Here is a 23,753-nt window from a genome sequence, read left to right on the forward strand (position 1 = left end):
ATCAAGGATTTCTATGGCAAACCAACAACTGTTCCTGGGCATCGACTGTGGCACCCAAGGCACCAAGGCGTTGATCCTGGATGCGATCAGCGGTCAGGTACTCGGCCAGGGCGCGGCTGCCCACAGCATGATCAGCGGGGCCAACGGTCGTCGTGAACAAGACACCCAGCAATGGCTCGATGCATTCACCCAGGCGACTCATCAAGCCTTGGCCGCCGCCGGGGTCGATGGCCAGGCGATCCTCGGCGTCGGCGTGTCCGGCCAGCAGCACGGCCTGGTGCTGCTTGACGACCAGGGCCAGGTCTTGCGCCCGGCCAAGCTCTGGTGCGACACCGAGACGACGCCGGAAAACGATCGGCTCCTGGCGCACCTGGGTGGTGAAGACGGTAGCCTCGAACGCCTCGGCGTGGTGATCGCGCCGGGCTACACGGTTTCCAAATTGCTCTGGACGCGGGAGCAGCATCCCCAGGTGTTCGAACGCATCGCCAGCGTCCTGCTGCCCCACGACTTCCTCAACTACTGGCTCACCGGCCGCCATTGCAGCGAATACGGCGATGCCTCGGGGACTGGCTATTTCAACGTGCGCACCCGCCAATGGGACGTGCAGTTGTTGCAATACATCGATCCCAGCGCGCACTTGCAAGCGGCGCTGCCGGAGCTGATCGAGGCCCATCAGCCCGTCGGACGCATCCTGCCGGCCATTGCCGCGCACCTGGGCATCAACCCCGACGCGGTGGTGGCCAGTGGGGGCGGCGACAACATGATGGGCGCCATCGGCACCGGCAATATCCAGCCCGGCGTGATCACCATGAGTCTCGGTTCCTCCGGCACGGTCTATGCCTTTGCCGCCGAACCCGCGGTCAGCCCGCAACCGTCAGTGGCGACGTTCTGCTCCTCCAGCGGTGGCTGGCTGCCATTGATTTGCACCATGAACCTGACCAACGCCACCGGGGCGATTCGCGAGTTGCTGGGCCTGGACATCGACGCCTTCAACGCCCTGGTCGTCCAGGCCCCGATTGGTGCCGAGGGTGTCTGCATGCTGCCGTTCCTCAACGGCGAGCGGGTGCCTGCCCTGCCCCATGCCACCGCTAGCCTGCTGGGCCTGACCACCACCAACCTGACCCGGGCCAACCTGTGCCGCGCCGTGGTCGAAGGCACGACCTTCGGTTTGCGCTACGGTTTGGACCTGTTGCGGGCCAACGGGCTCAAGGCCCAGAGCATTCGCCTGATCGGCGGCGGCTCGAAGAGCCCGGTGTGGCGGCAGATCGTCGCCGACATCATGGACACCACGGTCATTTGCACTGAACAAAGCGAAGCGGCGGCGTTGGGTGCGGCGATCCAGGCGGCGTGGTGCCATTCAGGCGCGCAAGACAGCCTCGTCGAACTGTGCGAGCGCTGCGTCAAGCTCGACCCGGCCAGCGAAACCCGGCCAATCGCCGCCCATGTCACGGCGTCCCAGCAGGCCTATGAACGTTACCGACAACACGTCGCAACCCTTTGAGAGCGGGCAACTATGTATCTGGTGTGTGGTGAAGCGCTGTTTGATTTTTTCAGTGAAACCGAGGCGGATGGCCCTGCCTCGCAAGTGAACTACAAGGCGATTGCCGGTGGCTCGCCGTTCAACGTGGCGGTGGGGTTGCGCCGCCTGGGTATTGAGTCGGCGCTGTTTACCGGATTGTCCACCGACTACCTGGGCCGTCGCTTGCAGCAGGTGCTGCTCAACGAAGGTGTCAGCACCCGATACCTGCTGGACTTCGACGCGCCGACCACCCTGGCGATGGTTGCCGTAGGCGCCAATGGTTCGCCCCACTACAGCTTTCGCGGCGAAGGGGGTGCCGACCGGCAACTGAGCCTGGCCCATCTACCGGAGCTGGGCCCTGAAGTGCGTGGTTTGCATGTCGGCTCGTTCTCACTGGTGGTCCAGCCCATTGCCGACACGCTCCTGGCCCTGGTGCAACGGGAAAGTGGCCGGCGCCTGATCAGTCTCGACCCGAACGTGCGGCTCAACCCGCAACCGGATATAGAATTGTGGCGCTCGCGGATTGCGGCACTGGTGCAATACGCAGACCTGATCAAGGTCAGTGACGAGGATCTGGGCCTGCTCTACCCAGGGATCGAGCCCCAGGCGGTCATCGAAGGTTGGCTGAAGCACCGTTGCCAAGTGGTCTTCCTGACCCGTGGCGGCCAGGGAGCGACGGTCTTCAGTCGCCAGCACGGCACATGGTCGCTGCCCGCGTGCCCGGTGAAGATCGCCGACACCGTGGGTGCAGGCGACACCTTCCAGGCCGCGCTGATTGCGTGGCTGACTGAGCAACAACTGGATTCGATCGAGGGCCTGCAGACACTGACCCGCGAGCAGGTCAGCGCCATGCTTGAGTTCGCCATTCGCGCCGCAGCACTGACGTGCGGCAAAACCGGGCCGGACCTGCCCTATCGGCAGCAACTGGCCTGACTTGCGCGTTATAACAGAAAAGCTGGACGCCGGGTTCGGACATCACCGGACCCGAGCGTCAGAGGGAAAATGACAAGGCCGTAATCAGCGCCCGGTCATTCGATGGTGTTGCTGATGAAAGTGATTGCCTGCGGCAGGGTTGTGGTCAAGCTCCGTACGCAACTCGGCAATCAGATCGTTGATGGCTCGGCACCCGGTGAGTTTCCTGGCATCGATGTTCGTTTTGAGCAAGGCCACATGATCGGTCCTGTGGTCATCGAAGATCTTGATCGTCATCGTCAGCTCAGGTGACAACGTGCATTGCGAGCGCTTGGGCAGCAAGCTGCTTTCAATGATGTTTCGCATTTCGAGGGCAGATAAAAACATGGCGACTCTCTCCTGTTGAGGCGGCCAATTTATGTTCACGACGGCGGTATCTTCGTCCGTTTTCTTCCCTGCGGACTGGGACTATGAATACCGTGCCGTTCTCTTTCTTGGCATTTTCAGTTAACAAGCTCGTCAAGCGAACTCCTGAACCATCCCGCAAAAAATATGCCTGTATTGACGACCTTCCAGATTGATATGAATCAAGCGTTTAGCTTCGTCCCGCGCCAGAGGGCTCGTGCAAAGTGCAAGGAAAGGTGGTTTTTTCCATGCAAACTGCAATCACTTTTATCCTGTTCGCAACCTAGATTAGCCCCTATTGCGAAGGAGAAAGCGGGCATCCGTCGCCTGGCATGAAAAAAGTGTGACGTAGCGTAAAAACTCAAAGAGCTCCCACCGCCGCCCGCTCCGCCACGTGGCGCAAACTGTCGAAATTGATGTTGGCCCCCGAATCGATCGCTACCAAGGTCTCGCCACGCGCGCCCGTGCGCGCCACGTATTGCTTGATGCCCGCCACCGCCAAGGCCCCTGACGGCTCGGTGATCGAACGGGTGTCGTCATAGATGTCCTTGATCGCGACGCACAACTGGTCGTTGGTCACGGTCATCACCTCATCGACGCAGAAACGGCAGATGTCCAGGCCATGGGCGCCGATCTGCGCAACGGCCACGCCATCGGCGAAGGTTCCCACCTCGGGCAAGATCACCCGCTCCCCGGCGATCAGTGCAGCCTGGAGACAGGCCGAGTGCTGCGACTCGACGCCAATGATGCGAACTTCCGGGCGCAGGTACTTGACGTAGGCCGCGATCCCGGCGATCAGCCCCCCGCCTCCGACCGGAACGAAAATCGCGTCCAGCCGGCCGGGATGCTGGCGCAGGATTTCCATGGCGACGGTGCCTTGCCCGGCAATCACCTCCGGATCGTCGAATGGCGAGACGAACTCCCGCCCGGTCTGCTCGGCCAATTCCAGCGCATGGGCCAAGGCAAACGGAAAACTGTCCCCATATAGCAAGGCCTCGGCGCCGCGATTGCGCACGCCCAGCACTTTCAGTTGGGGGGTGGTCACGGGCATGACGATGCTGGCCGAAATACCCAGCTCCCGTGCCGCCAGCGCGACGCCCTGGGCGTGATTGCCGGCTGACGCGGTGATGACGCCCCGGGCCCGCTGCTCCGGGGTCAGGTGCACGAGCTTGTTGTAGGCACCGCGGATCTTGAAGGAAAAAGTCGGTTGCAAGTCTTCGCGCTTGAGCAGGATCCGGTTGCCCAGGGCCTCGGACAGTGCTGGCGCCGCTTGCAGTGGCGTGCGCACGGCCAGTTCGTAGACCGGCGCGGCGAGGATTTTCTTTACATAGTGCTCAAGCAGGGTTTGCTCGGTGTGGGCAGCGGTCATGACGATCTCCTGGTTCGCTCGGAGCCCAGGAGACAGAAAGAAAAAAACCGCCTCGAGGGCGGGTTCGGTGCAGCCGTCAGCTAGCCCGCCAAATAAGGAATGGCGGTAATAATGCTTGGCTGGCTGCGCAGTACGGTTGAGTTCATGCCTGGAAATTAGCGGTGCGTTGGCGGCAAGTCAATGGCAAATACGTAGGAGCTGGCGAAGCCTGCGATCTTTTGATCTTTCGCTGGAGACTCAAGTGTCTGGGGAAAGATCGCAGCCTCGTTGCACTCGACAGCTCCTACATGGCGTTGTGTCACTTGAGGCCGACTTTGTACAAGGCTCCGTCGTCCTCATCCGTCAACACATAGAGGTACCCATCCGGCCCCTGGCGAACATCACGGATTCGCGCCTTGAGCTCGCCCAACAGGCGCTCTTCATGGACGACCTTGTCGTCTTGCAATTGCAGGCGGATCAGCTCCCCCGACACCAAGGCGCCGATGAACACATTGTGTTGCCAGGCCTTGAAGCGCCCATGGTCGTAGAACGCCATACCGCTGAGCCCCGGTGAGACCTGCCAGACGTGGTGAGGGTCAAGGGCGCCTTCGACGGTCTTGCCCTGGGCCTCGGGAATCGGGGCGCCGGAGTAATTGATGCCGTGGGTCGCCAGTGGCCAGCCATAGTTCTTGCCGCGCTCGATGATGTTCAATTCATCGCCGCCCCGGGGCCCATGTTCGTTTTCCCAGAGGGTGCCACTCCAAGGATTGAGGGCTGCGCCCTGGGGGTTACGCATGCCGTAGGACCAGATCTCGGGACGCACGCCTTTCTGGCCGACGAAAGGGTTGTCGTCGGGCACCTTGCCATCGGGGTAGATGCGCACGACCTTGCCTTGCAGTTTGTCCAGGTCCTGAGCGGTGGGCCGGTCGTTGTTTTCCCCCAGGGTAATGAACAGATAGCCGTCGCGGTCGAAGACCAGTCGCGAGCCAAAGTGGTTGCCCGTGGACAGCTTGGGTTGCTGGCGGAAGACCACGTCGAAGTTCTTCAGGCTCTTGAGGTCTTCGGCCAGTTGCCCCCGCCCCACGGCGGTGCCGGCCTTGCCGTCTGCACCCGCTTCGGCATAGGACAGGTAGACGGTGCGATCCTGCTTGAAGTCCGGCGACAGCACCACGTCCAGCAAGCCGCCCTGGCCCTTGGCCCACACTTCTGGCACGCCGCTCAAGGGGGCGGACAATTGGCCGTCGGGGCTGACCACGCGCAGGTTGCCCCCTCGCTCCGTCACCAACATGCCCTGTTGGCCAGGCAGGAATGCAACGGACCAAGGGTGCTCCAGCCCCTTGACCACGGTGGTCACTTCCAGCGTGCCCTCCTCACTCTTGAATGACTGGGTTGGCGCGGCATTGGCCGGGTTGGCAAGGGCCAGGACAGCGCTGGCGCAGAATGCGGCCAGGAGTGTTTTACGCAACATGCACATTTCCTTCTGCGGTGTTGAAAGAGAACAACGGGCGCCAGCGCCTAGCGGTTGCCATTCTGGCTGTTGCGCGGTGGCGCAGGAGACTCGATGGTGGGTCGCGGCGAACCCGACGGCTGGCCGGAACGGGGGTAGCCATTGCCGATGCCGCCATTTTCCAGGGTCGGTGGCCGTGGTATTGGCACTGTCGGATTGTTATGAATCGTCGGCACGTTGGGCCGGGTGCCCTGCATGCTGTTGGGATTGGCCCGGCGTGTCGGGCTGTTGTAAGGATTGTTATTGCCCGGCAGGTTCTGGGCCAGGACCGTTGGGCCTGCGCTGGGCGTGGCGGCCTGGGCAGCGGCAGTCAGTAATAGCGTCATGATGACGAGCATCAGCCTGTTCATTGGGACACCTCTTGGGTTCAGGCATATCGAAAGCACGCTACGCCGCAGGTTCGCCCTTGTTAAGCGAAATATCCCGGTGAAGATGTAACGAAGCGTCTCCGAACACAGCTGGGAGCAAGCTTGCTCGCCCCACTGTGGAAACTTTTCCCGAGGCGCGAAGGTCACCAGAGAGACATCCACCGGCAAGGAAAACACCACCATGGCTCGGGCAATCTGGAAAGGCGCAATCAGTTTCGGGCTGGTCCACATCCCCGTCGCGCTGGTGTCGGCCACCTCTTCCCAGGGTGTGGATTTCGACTGGCTGGACAAACGCAGCATGGACCCGGTGGGCTACAAGCGGATCAACAAGACCACGGGCAAGGAAGTGACCAAGGAAGACATCGTCAAGGGCGTCCAGTACCAGAAAGGCCAGTACGTGCTGCTCAGCGAAGAGGAAATCCGCTCCGCCCACCCCAAGTCCACCCAGACCATCGAGATCTTTTCCTTTGTCGACAGCGAGGAGATCCCCCTGCAAAACATCGACACGCCCTACTTTCTCGCCCCCGACAAGCGTGGCGGCAAAGTCTACGCCCTGCTGCGCGAAACCCTGGTCAAGACCAACAAGGTGGCCCTGGCCTACGTCGTGCTGCATACCCGCCAGCACCTGGCCGCCCTCATGCCCCTTGAGTCGGCTCTGGTGCTGGTGCTGCTGCGCTGGCCCGCGGAGGTGCGCGAGCTGGATATCCTGGAATTGGGCGACGAGGTCACGAACCCGACCCTGGCCAAGGGCGAGCTGGAAATGGCCAAGCGTCTCGTGGAGGACATGAGCGCCGACTGGGAGCCGCAAGAATACCGGGACAGTTTCGCAGACAAGATCATGGAACTGGTGGAGAAAAAGGCCAACGAAGGCCGCCTCGAAGCCGTGGAGACCGATCCGGGCGAAGAACAACGCAAGACCGCCGATGTCATCGACCTGACCGAGTTGCTCAAGCGCAGCCTGGGCGGCAAGGGCAAGGCCAGCGACAAATCCGCCGGGAAGCCCCCGGCAAAATCCGCGAAAACCGGTAAATCCGCTCCTGCCAAAAAAGCCACCAAGGCCTCCCGGGGCTAAAACCCTGGCGTGTGCAATACAAGGGAATCTGTCATGGCCAACGCCGAGAGTGAATCTGCTCGTTTGTCCAATGCCGAGTCGGACGCAACGACGCCCCGCAACCCTGGCCGAGGGGGCAAGTCAGCCCCGGGCACCCGCCTGCCCGAGCGCCTGTCGCCGCAGCTGGCCACGCCCGTGGAGGAGCCGCCTACCGGTGAATGGCGCTACGAAGTCCAGTTCCACGGTTATCGCCTGCTGACCCGCATCGAACACGGTGAAGTGCGGTTATACAACCGCAATCACCAGGACTGGACCGATCGGCTGAAGCTGCATGCCGACGCCTTGGCCGGGTTGGACCTGGGGGACAGTTGGCTGGACGGCGAACTGGTCCTGCTCGATGAAACCGGCCACAGCGATTTCGCCGCCCTGCGCGAGGCCTTCGAAATCAGCCGCACCGTCGACATGGTGTATTTCCTGTTCGATGCGCCCTTTCTCAATGGCGTCGACCTGCGCCAGGCGCCAGTGGAAGAACGCCGTGCTGCACTGAAAAAAGCCCTCGGCAACAACGCCAGCAAGCGCCTGCGCTTTTCCGAGTCGTTTTCCGCCAGCCAGCACGACATGTTCGAAAGCGCCATTGCGCTCTCACTGGACAGCGTGGTCGGCAAGCGCCTGGGCAGCCCTTATATGTCCCGCCGGAGCGCCGACTGGGTAAAACTCAAGTGCCGGTTGCGCCAAGCCTTCGTCATCGTCGGATTCACCCGCCCCCAAGGCAAGCGCAGCGGTTTCGGCGCGCTGCTGCTGGCCGTCAACGGAGCAACGGGGCTGGTGTATGCCGGCCGGGTCGGCACAGGGTTCAGCCAGGTACAAATCAAGCAATTGCATGAGCAACTGTGTACCCAGCAGCGCGAGACCTCGCCACTGGCTGAGCCACTCAACGGTACCCAGGGACGCGGCGTGCAATGGGTCGAGCCGACCCTGACCTGTGAAGTGGAATTCACCGAGTGGACCCGCGATAACCAGGTGCGGCAGGCTATTTTCCTTGGGTTGCCGTCCCATACGCTCGCCAGCACAGTGGTTCGGGAGCAGCCCCTGCCGATAAAGCCCTCCACGCCAAAACCCCAGCGTCGCAAAAAAGCCGGCACCGCCAGAGTCGACGGGGTGACGATCACCCACCCCGAGCGGGTCATCGACAGTGTCAGCGGCGTGCAAAAGGCCGAGCTGGCGCAGTATTACCTGGACATCGCCCCTTGGATCCTGCCGCACCTCAAGTTGCGCCCGGTCGCGCTGCTGCGGGCACCGGACGGTATCGGCGAAGAACTGTTCTTTCAAAAACACGCCGATCGCCTGGAGATTCCCCACATCAAGCAGCTGGATCCGCAACTGGACCCGGGCCATGCCGCCCTGATGGAGATCGATGATATCCACGCGCTGGTCGGCGCGGCGCAGATGGGGACGGTGGAATTGCACACGTGGGCCGCGACCCACGACCGGATCGAGACGCCTGACTTGTTTGTCCTGGATTTGGACCCGGACCCGTCACTGCCCTGGAGCGCCATGATCGAGGCGACCCGCATGACCTTGGCGGTGCTCGACGAACTGGGCTTGCAGGCCTTCCTCAAGACCAGCGGTGGCAAAGGCATGCATGTGATCGTACCATTGGCGAGAAATGAAGGCTGGGACACCACCAAGGCGTTCGCCAAAGCCATCTCTCAGTTCCTGACCCGGCAAATGCCCGAGCGCATCACCGCCACCATGGGACCGAAGAACCGCGTCGGGAAAATATTCGTCGATTACCTGCGCAACGCCCGTGGAGCCAGCACAGTAGCCGCCTATTCGGTACGTGCCAGGCCAGGCCTGCCGGTCTCGGTGCCGATCGCCCGGGCCGAGCTGTCGACCCTGCGCAACGCCCAGCAATGGGACATGTATACCGCGCTGGAACGGGCCAAAAGCTTGGGCGCCGATCCTTGGGAGGGCTATAACCACCGCCAGCGGATTACCGCCAGGATGTGGGAGCAACTGGATGCGCAAAAACCCGAGGCATGAGGCCCAATCCAGGGTTCAAATCCAGACGAAGATCGCTAGTAAACCACCGAAAAAAGCCCACTTCTGCAGGTAATACAGCGTGCGGTTGCGCTTCTTCAGGGCCTTGCCTTGCAACCGGATCTTGTAGAGCCTGGAGAACGCACGGTTCAGGCCGCCCGTCCTGTCGCCCGCGTCGTTGGGCGCACCGGCGGCCGCCATCACGGTACGGCTGAACCAGCGGTTGAAGGCGGTGGCCCAGCGAAACCTCATCGGCCGCTCCACGTCGCAGAACAGGATAATGCGATTATGGGCGGTGGTGTTCTCCGCGTAATGGATGAACGTTTCGTCGAAAATCACCGCTTCGCCATCACGCCAATGATAAGGCTCGCCATCGACATTGATGTAGCAGCCAGCATCGTTGGGGGTTTCCAGGCCCAGGTGATACCGATAGGACCCGGCGTAAGGGTCGCGGTGGCGGACCAGCTTCGACCCCGGCGGCAACTCGGCAAACATCGCCGCCTTGATCGAACCGATGCTTTGCACCAGTTCCGTGGTGCGTGGGCACAGCTTCATGGCCGAGGGATGGCTGTCGCCGTACCACTTCAGGTAGAAACGCTTCCAGCCGGTCTTGAAGAACGAGTTGAAGCCCACGTCGTCATACTGATTTGAGCGTTTGATCTCCCCGGCGCGCAGCAGGCTCTGGCCTTCGGCCCGGATCTCTTCCCAATGGGCCTGCAACGGGCTCAGGTCGGGGAACTGCACCGGGCTCAGGAAAGGCCTGTTCGGCAGTTTCGAGCATAGGTAAAGCAGGCAATTGATCGGCGCAAGAAAAGACGAATGATCGCTCAACTGGCGCCCGATCTTATGCCGCACGCGTCCGCGCAGGTGAACGTAGCCAATGGAGAGGAGGTAGATCGCGACAATGATGAGCTTCACGAAAGTCCGTCACATGCAGGAGTGAACAGGTTGCGGCTCCAGGCCAGCCAAGTGGCAAAGGAGATGGCATCGGGTGAGATGGCATTTTAGCCACAGGTTGTAAGCAAAAGTTATCCCAAAGTTGTGAAAAACTGTCTTGCCCGGGCAATCCCCTATCGTTTATGCGGCCAGATCAGTACAATCGCCGCCAATTATCACGCGCCCCCTTTGGCCGATACCGCAAACCGCGGCTTCGGCGTACATCTACCCGGACCAGGCGCTCCGTATGCTGCTGTCCTCTTATGCCGGATGGACCCTTGCGCTTGCGACCACGACGCCTTTGCGCGGTCGGAACGTGCGCAAACAGGTACTGAACAGGTACTGCCGCACCCTTAGCTACTCTGAATGTTCCGCAGGATAAACCTTTGATCTCTACAGCTAACATCACGATGCAGTTCGGCGCCAAGCCACTGTTCGAAAACGTCTCTGTCAAGTTCGGCGCGGGTAACCGCTACGGCCTGATCGGTGCCAACGGTTGCGGCAAGTCGACCTTCATGAAAATCCTCGGCGGCGACCTCGAGCCGTCCGGCGGCCAGGTCATGCTCGAGCCGAACGTACGCCTGGGTAAACTTCGCCAGGATCAGTTCGCCTACGAAGAATTCACCGTGATCGACACCGTGATCATGGGTCACGAAGAGCTGTGGAAGGTCAAGGCCGAGCGCGACCGCATCTATTCGCTGCCGGAAATGACCGAAGAAGACGGCATGGCCGTGGCCGAGCTGGAAACCGAATTTGCCGAGATGGACGGCTACACCGCCGAATCCCGCGCCGGTGAACTGCTGTTGGGCCTGGGGATTGGCATCGAGCAGCATTTCGGCCCGATGAGCGAAGTGTCGCCAGGCTGGAAACTGCGTGTGCTGCTGGCCCAGGCGCTGTTCTCCGACCCGGAAGTGCTGCTGCTCGACGAGCCGACCAACCACCTGGATATCAACACCATCCGCTGGCTGGAAAACGTGCTGACCCAGCGTTCGAGCCTGATGATCATCATCTCTCACGACCGTCACTTCCTGAACAGTGTCTGCACCCACATGGCGGACCTGGACTACGGCGAGCTGCGCCTGTTCCCGGGCAACTACGACGAGTACATGACCGTGGCGACCCAGTCCCGCGAGCAACTGCTGTCGGACAACGCCAAGAAGAAAGCGCAGATTTCCGAATTGCAATCGTTCGTCAGCCGTTTCTCGGCCAACGCCTCGAAAGCCAAGCAAGCCACCTCCCGCGCCAAGCAGATCGACAAGATCCAACTGGCCGAGGTCAAGCCATCGAGCCGCGTCAGCCCGTTCATCCGTTTCGAGCAGACCAAGAAACTGCACCGCCAGGCGGTCATTGTCGAACGCATGGCCAAGGGCTTCGACGGCAAGCCGCTGTTCAAGGACTTCAGCTTCACCGTCGAAGCCGGTGAGCGCGTGGCGATCATTGGCCCGAACGGTATCGGCAAGACCACCTTGCTGCGCACCCTGGTCAATGAACTGGAACCGGATGCCGGTACCGTGAAATGGACCGACGCCGCGGAACTGGGCTACTACGCACAGGATCACGCCCATGACTTCGAAGACGACGTCAACCTGTTCGACTGGATGGGCCAATGGACCCAGGGCGGCGAACAACTGGTGCGTGGCACCTTGGGCCGCATGCTGTTCTCCAACGACGAGATCCTCAAGTCGGTCAAGGTCATTTCCGGTGGTGAACAGGGCCGCATGCTGTTCGGCAAGTTGATCCTGCAGAAGCCAAACGTGTTGGTCATGGACGAACCGACCAACCACTTGGACATGGAATCCATCGAAGCACTGAACCTGGCGCTGGAAAACTACCCGGGCACCTTGATCTTCGTCAGCCATGACCGGGAGTTCGTATCGTCCCTGGCCACCCGCATCATCGAACTGAGCGCCGATGGCGTGGTCGACTTCAGCGGCACCTATGACGACTACCTGCGCAGTCAGGGTGTGGTGTTCTAAGGCCCGCTCCGAGTTGCAAGCTTCAAGCGGCAAGTAAAAAGCCCTGTCCACTGTGACGGGGCTTTTTTTGTATTTCAGCGGGGTAAAAACCTGTGGGAGCGAGCTTGCTCGCGATGGCGGCAGCACATACCCCATCAATCCCGCCTGAACACCCAGTCTCCCCAACACATTTAGTTAGCCTGCTTTCTTTTATTCCCACCTCGCGCCATGATGAGGCTCTCTTACCGCTGCCCGCGAACGAGCCCCATGCCCACGCCCGCCTCTGCCCCCAGTTCCCTGTCGATCACCCTGCAGATCGTCTCCATCGTGTTCTACACCTTCATCGCCTTCCTCTGCATCGGCCTGCCGATTGCCGTACTGCCCGGTTATGTCCATGAACAGTTAGGCTTCAGCGCGGTGGTGGCCGGCCTGACCATCGGTTCACAGTATCTGGCGACCTTGCTCAGCCGCCCCATGGCCGGGCGCTTGTCGGACAGCGTCGGTACCAAGCGGGCGATCGTCTACGGGCTGTCGGGGATTGTGCTCAGTGGCGTGCTGACGCTGATCTCGACCTTGCTGCAAAGCTTTGCGCTACCCAGCCTGTTGATTCTGATCGCCGGCCGCTTGCTGCTCGGCGTGGCCCAGGGGCTGATTGGCGTGGGCACCATCAGTTGGTGCATGGGCCAGGTGGGGGTGGAACACACGGCCCGCTCGATTTCCTGGAACGGCATCGCTTCGTACGGGGCCATCGCTATTGGCGCGCCGTTGGGGGTGGTGATGGTCGGTGAGCTGGGTTTCGCCAGCCTGGGTATTGCGTTGTCGTTGCTGGCGGGCGCTGCGCTGTTGATGATTCGCGACAAGCCGTCGGTGCCGGTCATTCGCGGCGAGCGCTTGCCTTTCTGGGCGGTGTTTGCGCGCATTGCGCCGTACGGAGCGGGCCTGAGCCTGGCGTCGATCGGCTACGGCACGCTCACCACGTTCATCACACTGTTTTACATCAGCCGCGGCTGGACCGGCGCGGCGTGGTGCCTGACGGTATTCGGCGTCTGCTTCATCCTCGCGCGGTTACTGTTCATTTCCAGCATTGCCCGCTTCGGTGGCTTCAACTCGGCCATAGCCTGCATGAGCATCGAAACCCTCGGACTGGCATTGCTGTGGCTGGCGCCGTCCACCCCGTTCGCCCTGGTCGGTGCCGGATTGGCCGGTTTCGGGTTGTCGCTGGTGTATCCCGCGCTCGGGGTGGAGGCCATCAAGCAAGTGCCCAACACCAGTCGTGGCGCGGGCCTGAGCGCCTACGCGGTGTTCTTTGACCTGGCACTGGCGATTGCCGGCCCGTTGATGGGCGCGGTGGCATTGAACCTGGGCTATTCGTCGATCTTCTTCTGCGCCGCCTTGCTGTCAGTCAGCGGACTGGGTCTGACCCTGCTGCTGCGTCGCCGAGCGACAAACGCCCTTTATTGATCGGCCGTCTTCAGCCCTGCCCGGGTCGGCTTGCCCAGCGCCTCGCCGAAGAAGCGGCCGGCCTCGGAAATCATGGTGCGGTGGATGTCCTTACGATCGACACCGTCGGCATCCGTGCAGAGCGCGGGCATCGCGGCGATCTGCTCGTCGGTGCACGGTGCCAGGAAGACAAAGTGGCCCGCGCCGGCCAAGGTCTTGAAATCCGGTGCGGTGGGCAGCTTGCGGGCCAAGGCGGCGGCATTCTTGTCGAAAGCCACCAATTTGTCGCCATCGCCGCTGTACAGCAGCACCGGCACATGGACATCGGCCAATGTATGACGACCGAATTTCAGGCTCAACGGCGCCATCAGCAGCAGCGCCCGGACCCTGGGGTCGGCCACGGGTTGCAGGTCATCGCGGTCGGCGATCAGTTCGCCCTGGGTGTTACAGGCGTCATGATCGTCCGGCCGTTCCGCGCAGTAGCGGCGCAGACGATTGAGGTCCGGCGTCGCACCGGACAGGATCAGCGCGGTTTCGCCACCGGCCGAGTAACCGATCACCCCGACCTGCCCGGCGTTGACGAACGGCGACAGCATCGGATCATTGAGCGTTGCGGTGATGGCTTCGGAAATCTGGATCGGCCGCCCGTACAGGTTGCTCAGGGTACCAAGCCGGCTGTGATCCTGGGCATTGTCGCCAGGATGAATCACCGCCACCACGACAAACCCCTTGCGCGCCAGCGAGGTGGCCAGGTCATGCAGGGCCAACGGCGTGCCGGTGTTGCCATGGGACAACATCAATAGCGGGAAGCGGCCGATGGCGATCTGGGCGTCCGGCGCGGCATCGATCTGGTAGCCACCCAGCAGGCTGGATTGTTCCCGGTCGGTGGACGGATAGAAGGCGATGGCGTGCATCGGCTGCTGATCCAGCGGATCGAGAAAGCTCAACTCATGGAAACCCGCGCTCCAATGCGGATGCGGCCCTGGAGCGGCCTGCACGGAACCGAGACTGGCTAACCAGCAAAGCAGCAGCGCTGCACCAAAACGTGTCATCGAATCTTCCACCTTCACCAGCGCCCGGGAAGGCCCCGTCGCTCGCACACTTGGCCGTGCATAACCTGCGCCACAATCCTCGGCGCCGAATGCAGCAAAACCCTGCATCCCAGCCATCCAATGACGACGAGAATACAGGGTTTTGCGAAGGTTGCCCGAAGCGCTTGCTGCCTTTACGCAGGTTTTACGCAGCGGCGAACTGCTGACCGATCTGCAACGAGGCTTCGCCCATGGCTTTGGTCCGCATGTCGTCACCGTAGGCCAGACCTTCGGCACGGACGAATTCGATATCGGTGATGCCAAGGAAACCGAACATCAGCTTGAGATATTCCTCGTGACCCACGCCGCTCGGTTGGCCGGCATGCAAGCCGCCCGCAGTGGAGACGATCACCAGTTTCTTGCCGCCACACAAGCCTTCTGGACCGGCTTCGGTGTAGCGGAACGTCTGGCCGGCGACGGCAATGCGGTCAATCCAGGCCTTGAGTTGGGTCGGAATGCTGAAGTTGTACATCGGAGCGGCGATGACCACCGCATCAGCGGCCAAGAACTCGGCCATCGCCGACGCGCTGAGATCCGCTTCATGCTTCAGGGCCGCGTCACGCAGTTCAGCGCTGGTACCGGCGGCAACCAGCGTCTGGGCGGAAAAATGGCTGATGGCGTCGGCGGCCAGGTCACGGTAAGTGACGGTGATACCTGGCTCGGCGGCTTTCCAGGCTTCAACCACTTCACGGCTCAATTGGCGGGAAGCGGAGTTGTCACCGAGGATGCTCGAATCGATGTGCAGCAGTTTCATATCAATGCTCTCCAAATGAGGACCGCAACCAGGCGATCAATTGACGACCATCCTATCGATGAAGCCAATGATCGATAAGTCAGCATAAATGCGATAGTTTGTCCTACTGACAGGACAATCGAGTTCATCATGCAAGACCTCAATGACTTGTACTATTTCGCCAAAGTCGTCGAAGCCGGTGGTTTCGCGGCAGCCGGGCGCTTGCTGGGCATTCCCAAGTCGCGACTGTCGCGGCGTATCGCCGAGCTGGAAGAGCGCCTGGGCGCCCGGCTGCTCCAGCGCACCACCCGCCAGTTGAAATTGACGGCGGTCGGCGAACGTTATCTGCGCCATTGCCAGGCCATGTTGCTGGAGGCCGAGATGGCCGACGAAGCGGTGGCGAGCATGTCCAGCGAGCCCCGCGGCCGATTGCGGGTGTCCAGCCCGGTGGGCCTGGCCCACCAGTTCCTGCCGGTGGTAATCGAAACCTTCCTGGTGAAATATCCCTTGGTGCAACTGGACATGACCCTGCTCAACCGCCGTGTGGACTTGATCGGCGAAGGCATCGACGTGGCGTTGCGCGTGCGCGACCTGGGGGACGAAGACCCGCTGTTGATGACCCGGCGTTTGCGCCGGGCACGACTGATGCTGGTGGCCAGCCCGGCCTTCGTCGAAGGACGGCGGATCGAGACCCCGAACGATCTGGAGGCGTTGCCGGTGCTGGGGGCCTTGGAAGCCGATCGCCTGGTGCATCTGCGCCTGGTCAAGAGCGATGGACAGCGTGTGGAACTGAGCCTGGAGGCCCGCCTGGGCATCGATGACTTCATTGTGCGTCGGGCCTGCACCCTCGCCGGCCTCGGCTTCACTTTATTGCCAAGCATGTATTGCGAGCAGGAATTGCGGGACGGCACACTGGTGGAACTGCTGCCGGGATGGTCGTTGCCCGACGGCTGGCTACAGGCGGTCTACCCCCATCGGCGCGGCATGTTGCCAGCGGTGCGCGCCTGGATCGATCATTTGGTGGAAGCCTTCGAGGGCTGTGGAGATAGAACGCTATGAGTTTGAGCGAAGAGGATGTCGCGCAGTTCTGCCTGGGCTTGCCCGGTGCCAGGGAAGACTACAAATGGGGCGGCGTGCGGGTGTTTTCCATCGCCGGGAACAAGATGTTCGCCCTCCAGGGCCTGCGGGGCGACTCGTTGGCGTTCAAGGTCGACAAGGATCTGTTCCTGGGTCACTGCGACCGGCCAGGCATCCACCCCGCGCCTTACCTGGCACGGGCCCAGTGGGTCATCATGCAGGTGCCCTACCCGCTGGGGGCCGAAGAGCTGCGTGGCCTGCTGCAACGCTCGCACCAATTGGTGGTCGGCAAGTTACCGAAGCGTACCCAGGTTGGGTTGTTGCTGTAGTGGCGGCGCGACTGAACCACCGCCATCGCGAGCGAGCTCGCTCCCACAGGTTTGAACTGTCCAGGACTACGCCAACAGATAACCGCCCAGGAACAACTGGTCGATCCAGAACACCTGGTGCAACAGCACGATGAACCAGAACACCACTTGGAACGAGACTTTGCGGGTCTTGTGGCGAAACAGCTGCTGGGCCAGCAAGGCTCCAGGCCAACCACCGGCCAGCTCCAGTGCATGCAGCACGTTCTCCGGGGTGCGCCAGGCCTCGGCGCGCGCCTTGCGCTTGTCGCTCCAGTACAGCAGGAACGCCACCACACTGACGACCCCGTAGGCTGCCATCGGCACCCACGACACCGCCCGCAGCCCGAACAGCAGCGAACCGCACAGCGGCAAGGCGCAAAGCAGCGCAAAGACCATCAGCTTGAGCCGCAGGTGCTGCACGGCGCCGCCGGCATTGCCCCCTGCGCGTTTACGGGCGCCTGAATCGTTCATGGCTTGGCGGCGGTCCAGTCCACCCAGCCGAACTGCCAGGTGGCCAGGATCAACAGGCCAAAGGCGATGCGATACCAAGCGAACACGGCATAGCTGTGACTGGCGATGAACCGCAACAGGCCCTTGACCGCGATCATGGCGAAAATGAACGCCGTGACAAAACCAATGGCGAACACCGGGAAATCCGCCGGGACGAACAGCTCGCGGTACTTGTAACCCGAGTAGACGGCTGCGCCGACCATGGTGGGCATCGCCAGGAAGAACGAGAACTCGGTAGCGGTTTTACGCGACAGGCCAAACAGCAAGCCGCCAATGATGGTCGCACCGGAACGGGAGGTGCCCGGGATCATCGCAATGCACTGGGCCAAGCCGACCTTCAACGCATCCTTCCAGGAGATATCGTCCACCGTTTCGGCATGCACCTGGTGCTGGCGCTTCTCGGCCCAGAGCATCACCACACCGCCCACCACCAGCGCGGCGGCTACGGTGATCGGGTTGAACAGATAGTGGTGAATCCAGTCTGCAAACAGCACGCCCAAGACCACGGCAGGCAGGAAGGCGATCAGCAGGTTGGCGGTGAACCGGCGGGCGCCGGGTTGCGTCGGCAGGCCCAGCACCACGTCGAAGATCTTGCGCCGAAACTCCCAGACCACCGCGAGGATCGCGCCAAGCTGGATGATGATGTTGAATGCCATCGCTCGTTCGCCACCGAACTCGAGCAAGTCGGCGACAATGATCTGGTGCCCCGTGCTGGAAATCGGCAGAAATTCCGTCAAGCCTTCCACTACGCCAAGAATCAGTGCCGAAAAGGCAGTCCACAAATCCATTCATCCCCCAAAAAAGACGCTGTTCATGCAGGTCTTATCAATATTCAAGTGTCATGCAGGTACACGCAGCGGCTGCACGATAACCGCGACCTTTCAAAAAAACCCAATGAAAAATCAGAACAGGCTCAGGTTTTGCGCTGCGGGGCCGAAATCCTATCAGACAAGCCCTGATAGCGCTGCCGCGTTATGACCCAGATCAATCATGGATAGCCGCCGGGCGCTAAAGTGCCGGCCGTCGTTAATGACAAGAATAAAAAACCGGAGTGACAGCGTATGAATAGCTTGCGCAGTGTGTCGATCAGCCGACGCTTGTGGCTCATCCTGATCGTGGCCATCGTGATGTTATTCACGCTCGGTGCCTTCATGCTCAAGCAGATCCACACGGACCTGTATCAGGCCAAGGTGCAGAAGACCCAGCATGTGGTGCAGACCGCCAGTGGTGTACTGAGCTACTACCATGGCCTGGAAACCGCTGGGACCCTGACCCGCGAGGCGGCGCAGAAGCAAGCCCTCAGCGCGGTACGAGGCCTGCGCTATGATCAGAGCGACTATTTCTGGATCAACGATCTGACGCCGGTCATGGTCATGCACCCGACCAACCCGAAGCTCGAAGGCCAGAATCTCTCGACGATCCGCGACCCGAACGGTTTTGCGCTGTTCAACGAGATGGTCGCCATCGCCAAGGCCAAGGGAGCAGGGATCATCGATTATCTCTGGCCCAAGCCGGGCGCCGAAGCGCCCGTCGGCAAGACCTCCTACGTCAAATTGTTCGAACCGTGGGGCTGGATCATCGGTTCCGGTGTGTACGTGGACGACGTCCAGGCAGAATTCCGGTCCCAGTTGATCAAGGCTTCGTTGATTGGGTTGGCGATCACCCTGGTCATGGGCCTGCTGTTGACCCTGATCGTACGCAGCATCGTCGGTCCGTTGCAGGAAACGGTAAACGCCATGGCCGATATCGCCAGCGGCGAGAGCGACCTGACCCGCACCCTCAACACCCACGGCCAGGACGAAGTCACTCAACTGGCCCGGCACTTCAACGCCTTTACCGCCAAATTGCGCCAGGTGGTGAGCCAGTTGCAGGAGTCGGCCACTGCACTGGGGCAATCTTCCAGCGAGTTGGGCAACGACGCGGCTCAAGCCCAGGAACGCAGCCAACAGCAGTCCCAACAAATGGAACTGGTGGCCACCGCGATCAATGAAGTGACCTATGGCGTGCAGGATGTGGCCAAGAATGCCGAGCACGCGGCCAGTGAGATGCGCGACGCCGAATCCCAGGCCCAGCAAGGCCAGGTCAACATTGATGGCAGCTTGCAGCAGATCGACCGCCTGTCCCAGACGATCGATCAAGCCGTGGAAGTGATTCGCACCCTGGCCAGTGAAAGCACCCAGATCGGCAGCGTGCTGGAGGTGATTCGCTCCATCGCCGAACAAACCAACCTGTTGGCCCTCAACGCCGCGATCGAGGCCGCCCGTGCCGGCGAGCAAGGCCGAGGCTTTGCGGTGGTTGCCGATGAAGTGCGGTTGCTGGCCCAACGTACACAGAAATCCACCGCCGAGATCCAGGCGATGATCGAGCGCCTGCAAACTCATTCCGAAGCCGCCGTGAAAGTCATCGGCGACAGCAGCCGTGCCTCGCAACTGACCATCGAACAGGCCGGCCTCGCCGGTGCCAGCCTCAACGCCATCGGCCAGGCCCTGCGCAACCTCAACAGCCTGAACGCCTCCATCGCCAGCGCCACCCTGCAACAGGCCCATGTGGTGGAAGACATCAACCAAAACGTCACCCAGGCCGCCGGACTGTCCCACAGCACCGCCATGGCCGCCGAACAATCCAGCCAGGCAAGCAGCCGCCTCAAGGCACTGAGTGAACAATTGAACGGCTTGCTCAAGCAATTCCGGGTCTAAAGATCGGTAGATGATCCCTGTGGGAGCGGGCTTGCTCGCGAATGCGGTGTCTCAGTCGGCAGGTGTATAACTGACAGATAGCATTCGCGAGCAAGCCCGCTCCCACATGGGTGTTGTGCTGGTCTCAGGTTGGGTGTGCACCACAAATCCCTTGCCCGCGATGGCGGCAATCCATTCAACATTGCTATTGGAGCTCTCCACGCCATAGCGTTTACAATCGCCGCCCTCTCCTCTTTTCCAAGGAACCGCCATGTCCGGGCTTGAACTGTTTGCCGCAGCCCTCGGCGTGATCGCCGTCTGGTTGACCGTCAAGCAGAACCCCTGGTGCTGGCCGATCGGCCTGGTCATGGTGCTGCTGTACAGCTGGATTTTTTTCGAGGTGAAGTTGTACTCGGACATGCTGCTGCAGGTTGTCTACGCGGTGCTGCAACTCTACGGCTGGTGGCAATGGACCCGTGCCGGGGGCAATCATGATGGGCGCCAGGTCAGCCGCCTCGGTGGGCCATCGGTGTTGCTCGGCCTGGCCCTCGGCGCGGCGGGCAGCGTGCTGTTGGGGGCCGCCATGGCCCACTGGACGGACGCCGCCCAGCCCTGGCTCGACGCCGCGCTCACGGGGTTCAGCCTCGTGGCCCAGTGGTGGATGGCGCAAAAACGCGTGCAATGCTGGCCGCTGTGGATCGCCCTGGACGTGATCTTCGTGGGTCTGTTCATCTACAAGGGCTTGCACCTGACCGCCGCACTCTACGCCCTGTTCACCCTGCTGGCCGTACAAGGCTGGCGCGAATGGCGCGCCGACCCGGCCCTGCGCGCATGAAGGTGGTGGTCCTGACCGGCCCGGAATCCAGCGGCAAGAGCTGGCTGGCGGCGCAATTGCAGGAACACTTCGGTGGAATGCGGGTGGATGAATACGTGCGCCATTTCATGGAGCAGACCCAGCGCGATACCTGCCTGGCCGACATCACCGACATCGCTTCCGGCCAACTGGCCTGGGAGGACCAGGCCCGTGCCCATCGGCCGGCGCTGCTGATCCTCGACACTCACCTGTTGAGTAACATCCTCTGGAGCCAGACCCTGTTCGGCGATTGCCCGGAGTGGCTCGAACCGGCGCTGCTGGCCCGGCATTACGATCTGCACCTGTTGTTAAGCCCAGAGCAGGTCGAATGGACTGGCGACGGTTTGCGTTGCCAGCCCGAGCTGACAGAACGGCTGGCATTTTTCCAAGCGATCGAGACTTGGCTGAGGCGACATCGGCAACCCTTCCAGGTCATTCAGGGCGACTGGGGGCAACGCCGGCAGCAAGTGTTTGCAGCCGTTACCCAACTGCTTGAAGCCTGACCGCCGCTTGAATTGTTTCACTTATGAAACAGTGCACGCGCACGAAACCCGGACTCAACCCCGCTTCATGTTCTTGCCATCAAGACTGTAAAGCTGCTGAAACGCCCGCCTAAAAGCCTGGATCCAGAGCCCTGCAAGGCTGATGGCCATTTGGCCGTCGACGCCCTGTCTCAGCGCTGAAACAGTATCCCTCCCCGACGCTCCCCGCCTGAATCCAACCCATTGAAATGGCGGGCATTTCAAAACACGGCACAACACCTGCTCCTCCCCACTTCGCAACGCTGGACCAGGGCCAGCCCACCGAAGAAGGAATCGATGCCGTGGGGACTTTCGAAAGAAGTTTGACCTGTCTGCTCGTGATCGGCTGCGCCGCCAGCGCAACGCTCAGCCTGCCAGTACAGGCCGAGGGCAACGGCGTCATCGTGCTCAGCCGTGACGTACAACCCATCGCAATCGGTCGCAACGGCGGCAAAGACCCCTACCCGACCACCGTCAACGCCAACCCCTCCGAACGAATCAACCAAGCGACCGCCAGCACCGAACTGAGCGATGGCGAATTCGCCAGCGTGGCCAGCGGCTCGTCGATCCGCAACATCGTCACCCCCAATACCGGCGTGCAGGGTTTGAATGTGGTCACCAACCCCAACGGCATGCCGGGCATGAATGCCGGTCACGGTGGCGGTAGTGGTGGCGCGATCTCAGGCACCATCAACCGCTCGTTGAGTTCCGGCCTGGCCCCGCTGGGTCGGCTGGCGGGAGGTCAGTGACATGAAGCCCGTACTGTTTCTACTCGCCCTGATCATGCTTTCCCTGCTCAGCTCTTTCACCGTATTTGCCGATTCGGGTGTCGCAGTGGTCAGCAGCGCCAACCTGCAGGATTCCGGCAGCCACTACACCGGCAACTTCAACGTCAACCAGGCGGCCGGTGACCAGATCCAGCAAACCAACACCCGGGCCATCGCCATTGGCAGCCACGCCCAGGCAAGCACCCACGTTCAGCAACGTGTCGACACCCAGGCCGCCCCTTCCATGAACGCCACCGCCCGCATCGGTGGCCATTCCTTCAGCAACGGCAACGGCGTGCTGGGCGTCAACCAGTCCGCCGGGGCCAACAACCAGATGGCCAATGTCATGCGGGTGGGCATCAGTGCTCATCCGCAGAGCATGGACGACAGCGCCCTGTCCCAACAGAACGTGGCGTTGTTACCGAACTCAGGAGCAACTGGCGCCCCAACCGGCAGTCGCCAGGTCGTCACCAGCGACCAGGCCTTCACCGGCAGCCGAGGGGTAATCCAGGTGAACCAGAGCGCCGGGGTGGGGAACCGAATGGCTAACACCCTGAGCATCCGGGTCGCTGATTGACCCGGGGGCTACATAAGAAAGTACCGACACTTAACCAACGACACGCAAGGAGAAACACCATGAAACCTACAATGGCACTCAAACCATTGGTTTTCGCTCTCGCCGCGGTCATGGCAATGGCTGCGCAGGCCGATGGTAACGGGCGTGGCAACGGCCACGGTAACGGCCACGGCAATCAAGGCCCAAGAGGTCCGTCGCTCGAGCAACTGCTCTCGATCAGCGCCGGGGCTGGCGCGACCGTGCTGGATGAGCAAAACAGCGACGGCAACGTCGTGACCAACCAAGCCACCCGCAACACCGCTGAAGCCACTGACTCGCTCAATGGCAGCAACGGCAACATGGGCGCCAACATTGCCGGCGGCGACGGCAACCAGCAGGACAACGCCGCCGCCCTGGCCACCGCCGACGAAAGCTTCATCTTCGGCTCGGCTGTCGCCGCCTCCAGCGCCACGCAGGTCAATAACAACAATTACGTCAAGAACAACTCCACGCAAAACAACGCCTCGCTCACCAATGCGGGCAACAACGGCTCCGGCAACATCGGTATCAACGTGACCGCCGGGAACTTCAACCAGCAGAAAAACAACCTGGCCATCGCCGTATCCGGGGGCCGTGTCGCACAGGCCTCGGCCTCGGCTGACCAGTCCTCCACCGGCCTTGTGGTCGACAACAAAGGCGTGCGGACCTACAAGACCGACACCCTCACCAGCACCTACAGCGCCTCAGGCACGTTCAAGGCCAAAGGTACCGGCACCGCCGAAGACAACGATCATGGCGGATGGGACAACAGAGGCGGCTACGGCGGCGGTCATGATGACGACAAGTTCAAGTTCTCCGCCGTGGGGACTTTCGAACTGGCCGGCAGCAACACCCAGCAGGTGCTGACCCGCGACGGTTGGAAAAACCCTGTGATCAACAACGCCACCATGACCAACTCCATGAACGGCTTCTCCGGTAACGGCGGCGCCAACGTGTCGGCAGGCGTGGGCAACCAGCAAAGCAACTCGCTGTCCATCGCGGCCGGCTGCAAGGCTTGCATGTAAAAAAGTACCACTGTGGGGGTAGTAGCTCTGTGGGAGCACAGCTTGCTCGCGATCGAGGTCGTCACGTACGGCCCCTCT

At 61.6% G+C, this 23,753-nt stretch carries 23 protein-coding genes; 14 read left to right on the forward strand and 9 right to left on the reverse strand.

What is annotated here, in order from left to right; translation table 11 throughout:
• Nucleotides 1-13: 13 nt before the first annotated feature.
• Both xylB and BLP82_RS01615 read left to right on the forward strand, forming a co-directional pair.
• On the forward strand, nt 14-1,501 hold the full coding sequence (xylB, locus tag BLP82_RS01610) for a xylulokinase (protein WP_092164774.1): 1,488 nt from the start codon (nt 14-16) through the stop codon (nt 1,499-1,501).
• Nucleotides 1,502-1,513: 12 nt separating this feature from the next.
• Nucleotides 1,514-2,452, forward strand: coding sequence for a carbohydrate kinase family protein (locus tag BLP82_RS01615; RefSeq protein ID WP_092164775.1), 939 nt, complete (start codon nt 1,514-1,516; stop codon nt 2,450-2,452).
• 84 nt (nt 2,453-2,536) lie between these two features.
• On the opposite strand, the gene BLP82_RS01620 is transcribed toward BLP82_RS01615, so the two are convergent.
• From BLP82_RS01620 to BLP82_RS01635, 4 genes are all read right to left on the reverse strand, one after another.
• A complete protein-coding gene (locus BLP82_RS01620) occupies nt 2,537-2,818 on the reverse strand; it encodes a DUF1652 domain-containing protein (protein ID WP_060742536.1) in 282 nt (93 codons plus the stop codon).
• Between the two features lie 379 nt (nt 2,819-3,197).
• Nucleotides 3,198-4,205 (reverse strand): threonine ammonia-lyase, biosynthetic, encoded by a 1,008-nt coding sequence (ilvA, locus tag BLP82_RS01625; RefSeq protein ID WP_092164776.1) that lies wholly within the window; start codon nt 4,203-4,205, stop codon nt 3,198-3,200.
• A 298-nt stretch (nt 4,206-4,503) separates the two neighbouring features.
• Nucleotides 4,504-5,652, reverse strand: a complete 1,149-nt coding sequence (locus BLP82_RS01630; RefSeq protein WP_092164777.1) for a PQQ-dependent sugar dehydrogenase — start codon at nt 5,650-5,652, stop codon at nt 4,504-4,506.
• Between the two features lie 47 nt (nt 5,653-5,699).
• The gene (locus BLP82_RS01635) at nt 5,700-6,041 is read right to left on the reverse strand and encodes a hypothetical protein (protein WP_092164778.1); all 342 of its coding nucleotides are present in this window, start codon (nt 6,039-6,041) and stop codon (nt 5,700-5,702) included.
• A gap of 199 nt (nt 6,042-6,240) precedes the next feature.
• Here BLP82_RS01635 and BLP82_RS01640 point away from each other — a divergent pair, with 199 nt between their 5' ends.
• Together BLP82_RS01640 and ligD are read left to right on the forward strand one after the other, a co-directional pair.
• Nucleotides 6,241-7,131, forward strand: coding sequence for a non-homologous end joining protein Ku (locus BLP82_RS01640; RefSeq protein WP_092164779.1), 891 nt, complete (start codon nt 6,241-6,243; stop codon nt 7,129-7,131).
• 33 nt (nt 7,132-7,164) lie between these two features.
• A complete protein-coding gene (gene ligD / locus BLP82_RS01645; protein WP_092164780.1) occupies nt 7,165-9,153 on the forward strand; it encodes a DNA ligase D in 1,989 nt (662 codons plus the stop codon).
• Nucleotides 9,154-9,168: 15 nt separating this feature from the next.
• On the opposite strand, the gene lpxO is transcribed toward ligD, so the two are convergent.
• Nucleotides 9,169-10,068 carry a lipid A hydroxylase LpxO gene (gene lpxO / locus BLP82_RS01650; RefSeq protein ID WP_092164781.1) on the reverse strand — a complete coding sequence of 300 codons (900 nt, stop codon included), beginning with the start codon at nt 10,066-10,068 and terminating at the stop codon, nt 9,169-9,171.
• A 404-nt stretch (nt 10,069-10,472) separates the two neighbouring features.
• On the opposite strand from lpxO, the gene BLP82_RS01655 reads away from it, so the two are divergent.
• Nucleotides 10,473-12,062: an ABC-F family ATPase gene (locus BLP82_RS01655; RefSeq protein ID WP_003181279.1), complete on the forward strand. Its 1,590-nt coding sequence runs from the start codon at nt 10,473-10,475 to the stop codon at nt 12,060-12,062.
• 246 nt (nt 12,063-12,308) lie between these two features.
• The gene (locus BLP82_RS01660; protein WP_092164782.1) at nt 12,309-13,502 is read left to right on the forward strand and encodes an MFS transporter; all 1,194 of its coding nucleotides are present in this window, start codon (nt 12,309-12,311) and stop codon (nt 13,500-13,502) included.
• Here BLP82_RS01660 and BLP82_RS01665 read toward each other — a convergent pair.
• Nucleotides 13,496-14,533, reverse strand: a complete 1,038-nt coding sequence (locus tag BLP82_RS01665) for an alpha/beta hydrolase family protein (protein WP_060742543.1) — start codon at nt 14,531-14,533, stop codon at nt 13,496-13,498. The two genes, BLP82_RS01660 and BLP82_RS01665, sit on opposite strands and share 7 nt — an antisense overlap.
• A gap of 184 nt (nt 14,534-14,717) precedes the next feature.
• Nucleotides 14,718-15,326: an FMN-dependent NADH-azoreductase gene (locus BLP82_RS01670; RefSeq protein ID WP_092164783.1), complete on the reverse strand. Its 609-nt coding sequence runs from the start codon at nt 15,324-15,326 to the stop codon at nt 14,718-14,720.
• A 129-nt stretch (nt 15,327-15,455) separates the two neighbouring features.
• Here BLP82_RS01670 and BLP82_RS01675 point away from each other — a divergent pair, with 129 nt between their 5' ends.
• Nucleotides 15,456-16,364 (forward strand): LysR substrate-binding domain-containing protein, encoded by a 909-nt coding sequence (locus tag BLP82_RS01675; protein ID WP_092164794.1) that lies wholly within the window; start codon nt 15,456-15,458, stop codon nt 16,362-16,364.
• Entirely contained in the window at nt 16,361-16,711 is a 351-nt protein-coding gene (locus BLP82_RS01680; RefSeq protein ID WP_060742546.1) for an MmcQ/YjbR family DNA-binding protein, read from the forward strand. Before BLP82_RS01675 ends, BLP82_RS01680 begins: the two co-directional genes overlap by 4 nt.
• Nucleotides 16,712-16,777: 66 nt before the next feature.
• On the opposite strand, the gene BLP82_RS01685 is transcribed toward BLP82_RS01680, so the two are convergent.
• Nucleotides 16,778-17,200, reverse strand: coding sequence for a DUF1294 domain-containing protein (locus tag BLP82_RS01685; RefSeq protein ID WP_092164795.1), 423 nt, complete (start codon nt 17,198-17,200; stop codon nt 16,778-16,780).
• Nucleotides 17,197-18,027 carry an undecaprenyl-diphosphate phosphatase gene (locus tag BLP82_RS01690; protein WP_092164796.1) on the reverse strand — a complete coding sequence of 277 codons (831 nt, stop codon included), beginning with the start codon at nt 18,025-18,027 and terminating at the stop codon, nt 17,197-17,199. The genes BLP82_RS01685 and BLP82_RS01690 overlap by 4 nt, the downstream gene beginning before the upstream one ends.
• Before the next feature lie 273 nt (nt 18,028-18,300).
• Between BLP82_RS01690 and BLP82_RS01695 the strand changes: the two genes are divergently transcribed.
• From BLP82_RS01695 to BLP82_RS01720, 6 genes are all read left to right on the forward strand, one after another.
• Nucleotides 18,301-19,935: a methyl-accepting chemotaxis protein gene (locus BLP82_RS01695; protein ID WP_092164797.1), complete on the forward strand. Its 1,635-nt coding sequence runs from the start codon at nt 18,301-18,303 to the stop codon at nt 19,933-19,935.
• A gap of 250 nt (nt 19,936-20,185) precedes the next feature.
• Entirely contained in the window at nt 20,186-20,749 is a 564-nt protein-coding gene (pnuC, locus tag BLP82_RS01700) for a nicotinamide riboside transporter PnuC (RefSeq protein WP_092164798.1), read from the forward strand.
• A complete protein-coding gene (locus tag BLP82_RS01705; RefSeq protein WP_092165019.1) occupies nt 20,746-21,270 on the forward strand; it encodes an AAA family ATPase in 525 nt (174 codons plus the stop codon). The genes pnuC and BLP82_RS01705 overlap by 4 nt, the downstream gene beginning before the upstream one ends.
• A gap of 320 nt (nt 21,271-21,590) precedes the next feature.
• A complete protein-coding gene (locus tag BLP82_RS01710; protein WP_060742551.1) occupies nt 21,591-22,037 on the forward strand; it encodes a hypothetical protein in 447 nt (148 codons plus the stop codon).
• A 1-nt stretch (nt 22,038) separates the two neighbouring features.
• Nucleotides 22,039-22,632: an adhesin gene (locus BLP82_RS01715; protein WP_092164799.1), complete on the forward strand. Its 594-nt coding sequence runs from the start codon at nt 22,039-22,041 to the stop codon at nt 22,630-22,632.
• Nucleotides 22,633-22,691: 59 nt separating this feature from the next.
• A complete protein-coding gene (locus BLP82_RS01720; protein WP_092164800.1) occupies nt 22,692-23,675 on the forward strand; it encodes a heme utilization protein in 984 nt (327 codons plus the stop codon).
• Nucleotides 23,676-23,753 lie beyond the last annotated feature (78 nt).

It is taken from the genome of Pseudomonas sp. NFACC37-1, from assembly GCF_900101575.1.
GTDB lineage: Bacteria > Pseudomonadota > Gammaproteobacteria > Pseudomonadales > Pseudomonadaceae > Aquipseudomonas > Aquipseudomonas fluorescens_AA.

Excerpts from the sequence above, each read along its gene's own strand:
- BLP82_RS01620 (WP_060742536.1), bottom strand. The coding sequence starts at position 2,818 with ATGTTTTTATCTGCCCTCGAAATGCGAAACATCATTGAAAGCAGCTTG.
- BLP82_RS01665 (WP_060742543.1), bottom strand. The coding sequence starts at position 14,533 with ATGACACGTTTTGGTGCAGCGCTGCTGCTTTGCTGGTTAGCCAGTCTC.
- BLP82_RS01615 (WP_092164775.1), top strand. The coding sequence starts at position 1,514 with ATGTATCTGGTGTGTGGTGAAGCGCTGTTTGATTTTTTCAGTGAAACC.
- BLP82_RS01705 (WP_092165019.1), top strand. The coding sequence starts at position 20,746 with ATGAAGGTGGTGGTCCTGACCGGCCCGGAATCCAGCGGCAAGAGCTGG.
- ligD (WP_092164780.1), top strand. The coding sequence starts at position 7,165 with ATGGCCAACGCCGAGAGTGAATCTGCTCGTTTGTCCAATGCCGAGTCG.
- BLP82_RS01640 (WP_092164779.1), top strand. The coding sequence starts at position 6,241 with ATGGCTCGGGCAATCTGGAAAGGCGCAATCAGTTTCGGGCTGGTCCAC.
- BLP82_RS01685 (WP_092164795.1), bottom strand. The coding sequence starts at position 17,200 with ATGAACGATTCAGGCGCCCGTAAACGCGCAGGGGGCAATGCCGGCGGC.
- ilvA (WP_092164776.1), bottom strand. The coding sequence starts at position 4,205 with ATGACCGCTGCCCACACCGAGCAAACCCTGCTTGAGCACTATGTAAAG.
- BLP82_RS01680 (WP_060742546.1), top strand. The coding sequence starts at position 16,361 with ATGAGTTTGAGCGAAGAGGATGTCGCGCAGTTCTGCCTGGGCTTGCCC.
- BLP82_RS01670 (WP_092164783.1), bottom strand. The coding sequence starts at position 15,326 with ATGAAACTGCTGCACATCGATTCGAGCATCCTCGGTGACAACTCCGCT.
- BLP82_RS01690 (WP_092164796.1), bottom strand. The coding sequence starts at position 18,027 with ATGGATTTGTGGACTGCCTTTTCGGCACTGATTCTTGGCGTAGTGGAA.
- BLP82_RS01635 (WP_092164778.1), bottom strand. The coding sequence starts at position 6,041 with ATGAACAGGCTGATGCTCGTCATCATGACGCTATTACTGACTGCCGCT.
- pnuC (WP_092164798.1), top strand. The coding sequence starts at position 20,186 with ATGTCCGGGCTTGAACTGTTTGCCGCAGCCCTCGGCGTGATCGCCGTC.
- BLP82_RS01720 (WP_092164800.1), top strand. The coding sequence starts at position 22,692 with ATGAAACCTACAATGGCACTCAAACCATTGGTTTTCGCTCTCGCCGCG.
- BLP82_RS01675 (WP_092164794.1), top strand. The coding sequence starts at position 15,456 with ATGCAAGACCTCAATGACTTGTACTATTTCGCCAAAGTCGTCGAAGCC.
- BLP82_RS01630 (WP_092164777.1), bottom strand. The coding sequence starts at position 5,652 with ATGTTGCGTAAAACACTCCTGGCCGCATTCTGCGCCAGCGCTGTCCTG.
- xylB (WP_092164774.1), top strand. The coding sequence starts at position 14 with ATGGCAAACCAACAACTGTTCCTGGGCATCGACTGTGGCACCCAAGGC.
- BLP82_RS01715 (WP_092164799.1), top strand. The coding sequence starts at position 22,039 with ATGAAGCCCGTACTGTTTCTACTCGCCCTGATCATGCTTTCCCTGCTC.
- BLP82_RS01660 (WP_092164782.1), top strand. The coding sequence starts at position 12,309 with ATGCCCACGCCCGCCTCTGCCCCCAGTTCCCTGTCGATCACCCTGCAG.
- BLP82_RS01695 (WP_092164797.1), top strand. The coding sequence starts at position 18,301 with ATGAATAGCTTGCGCAGTGTGTCGATCAGCCGACGCTTGTGGCTCATC.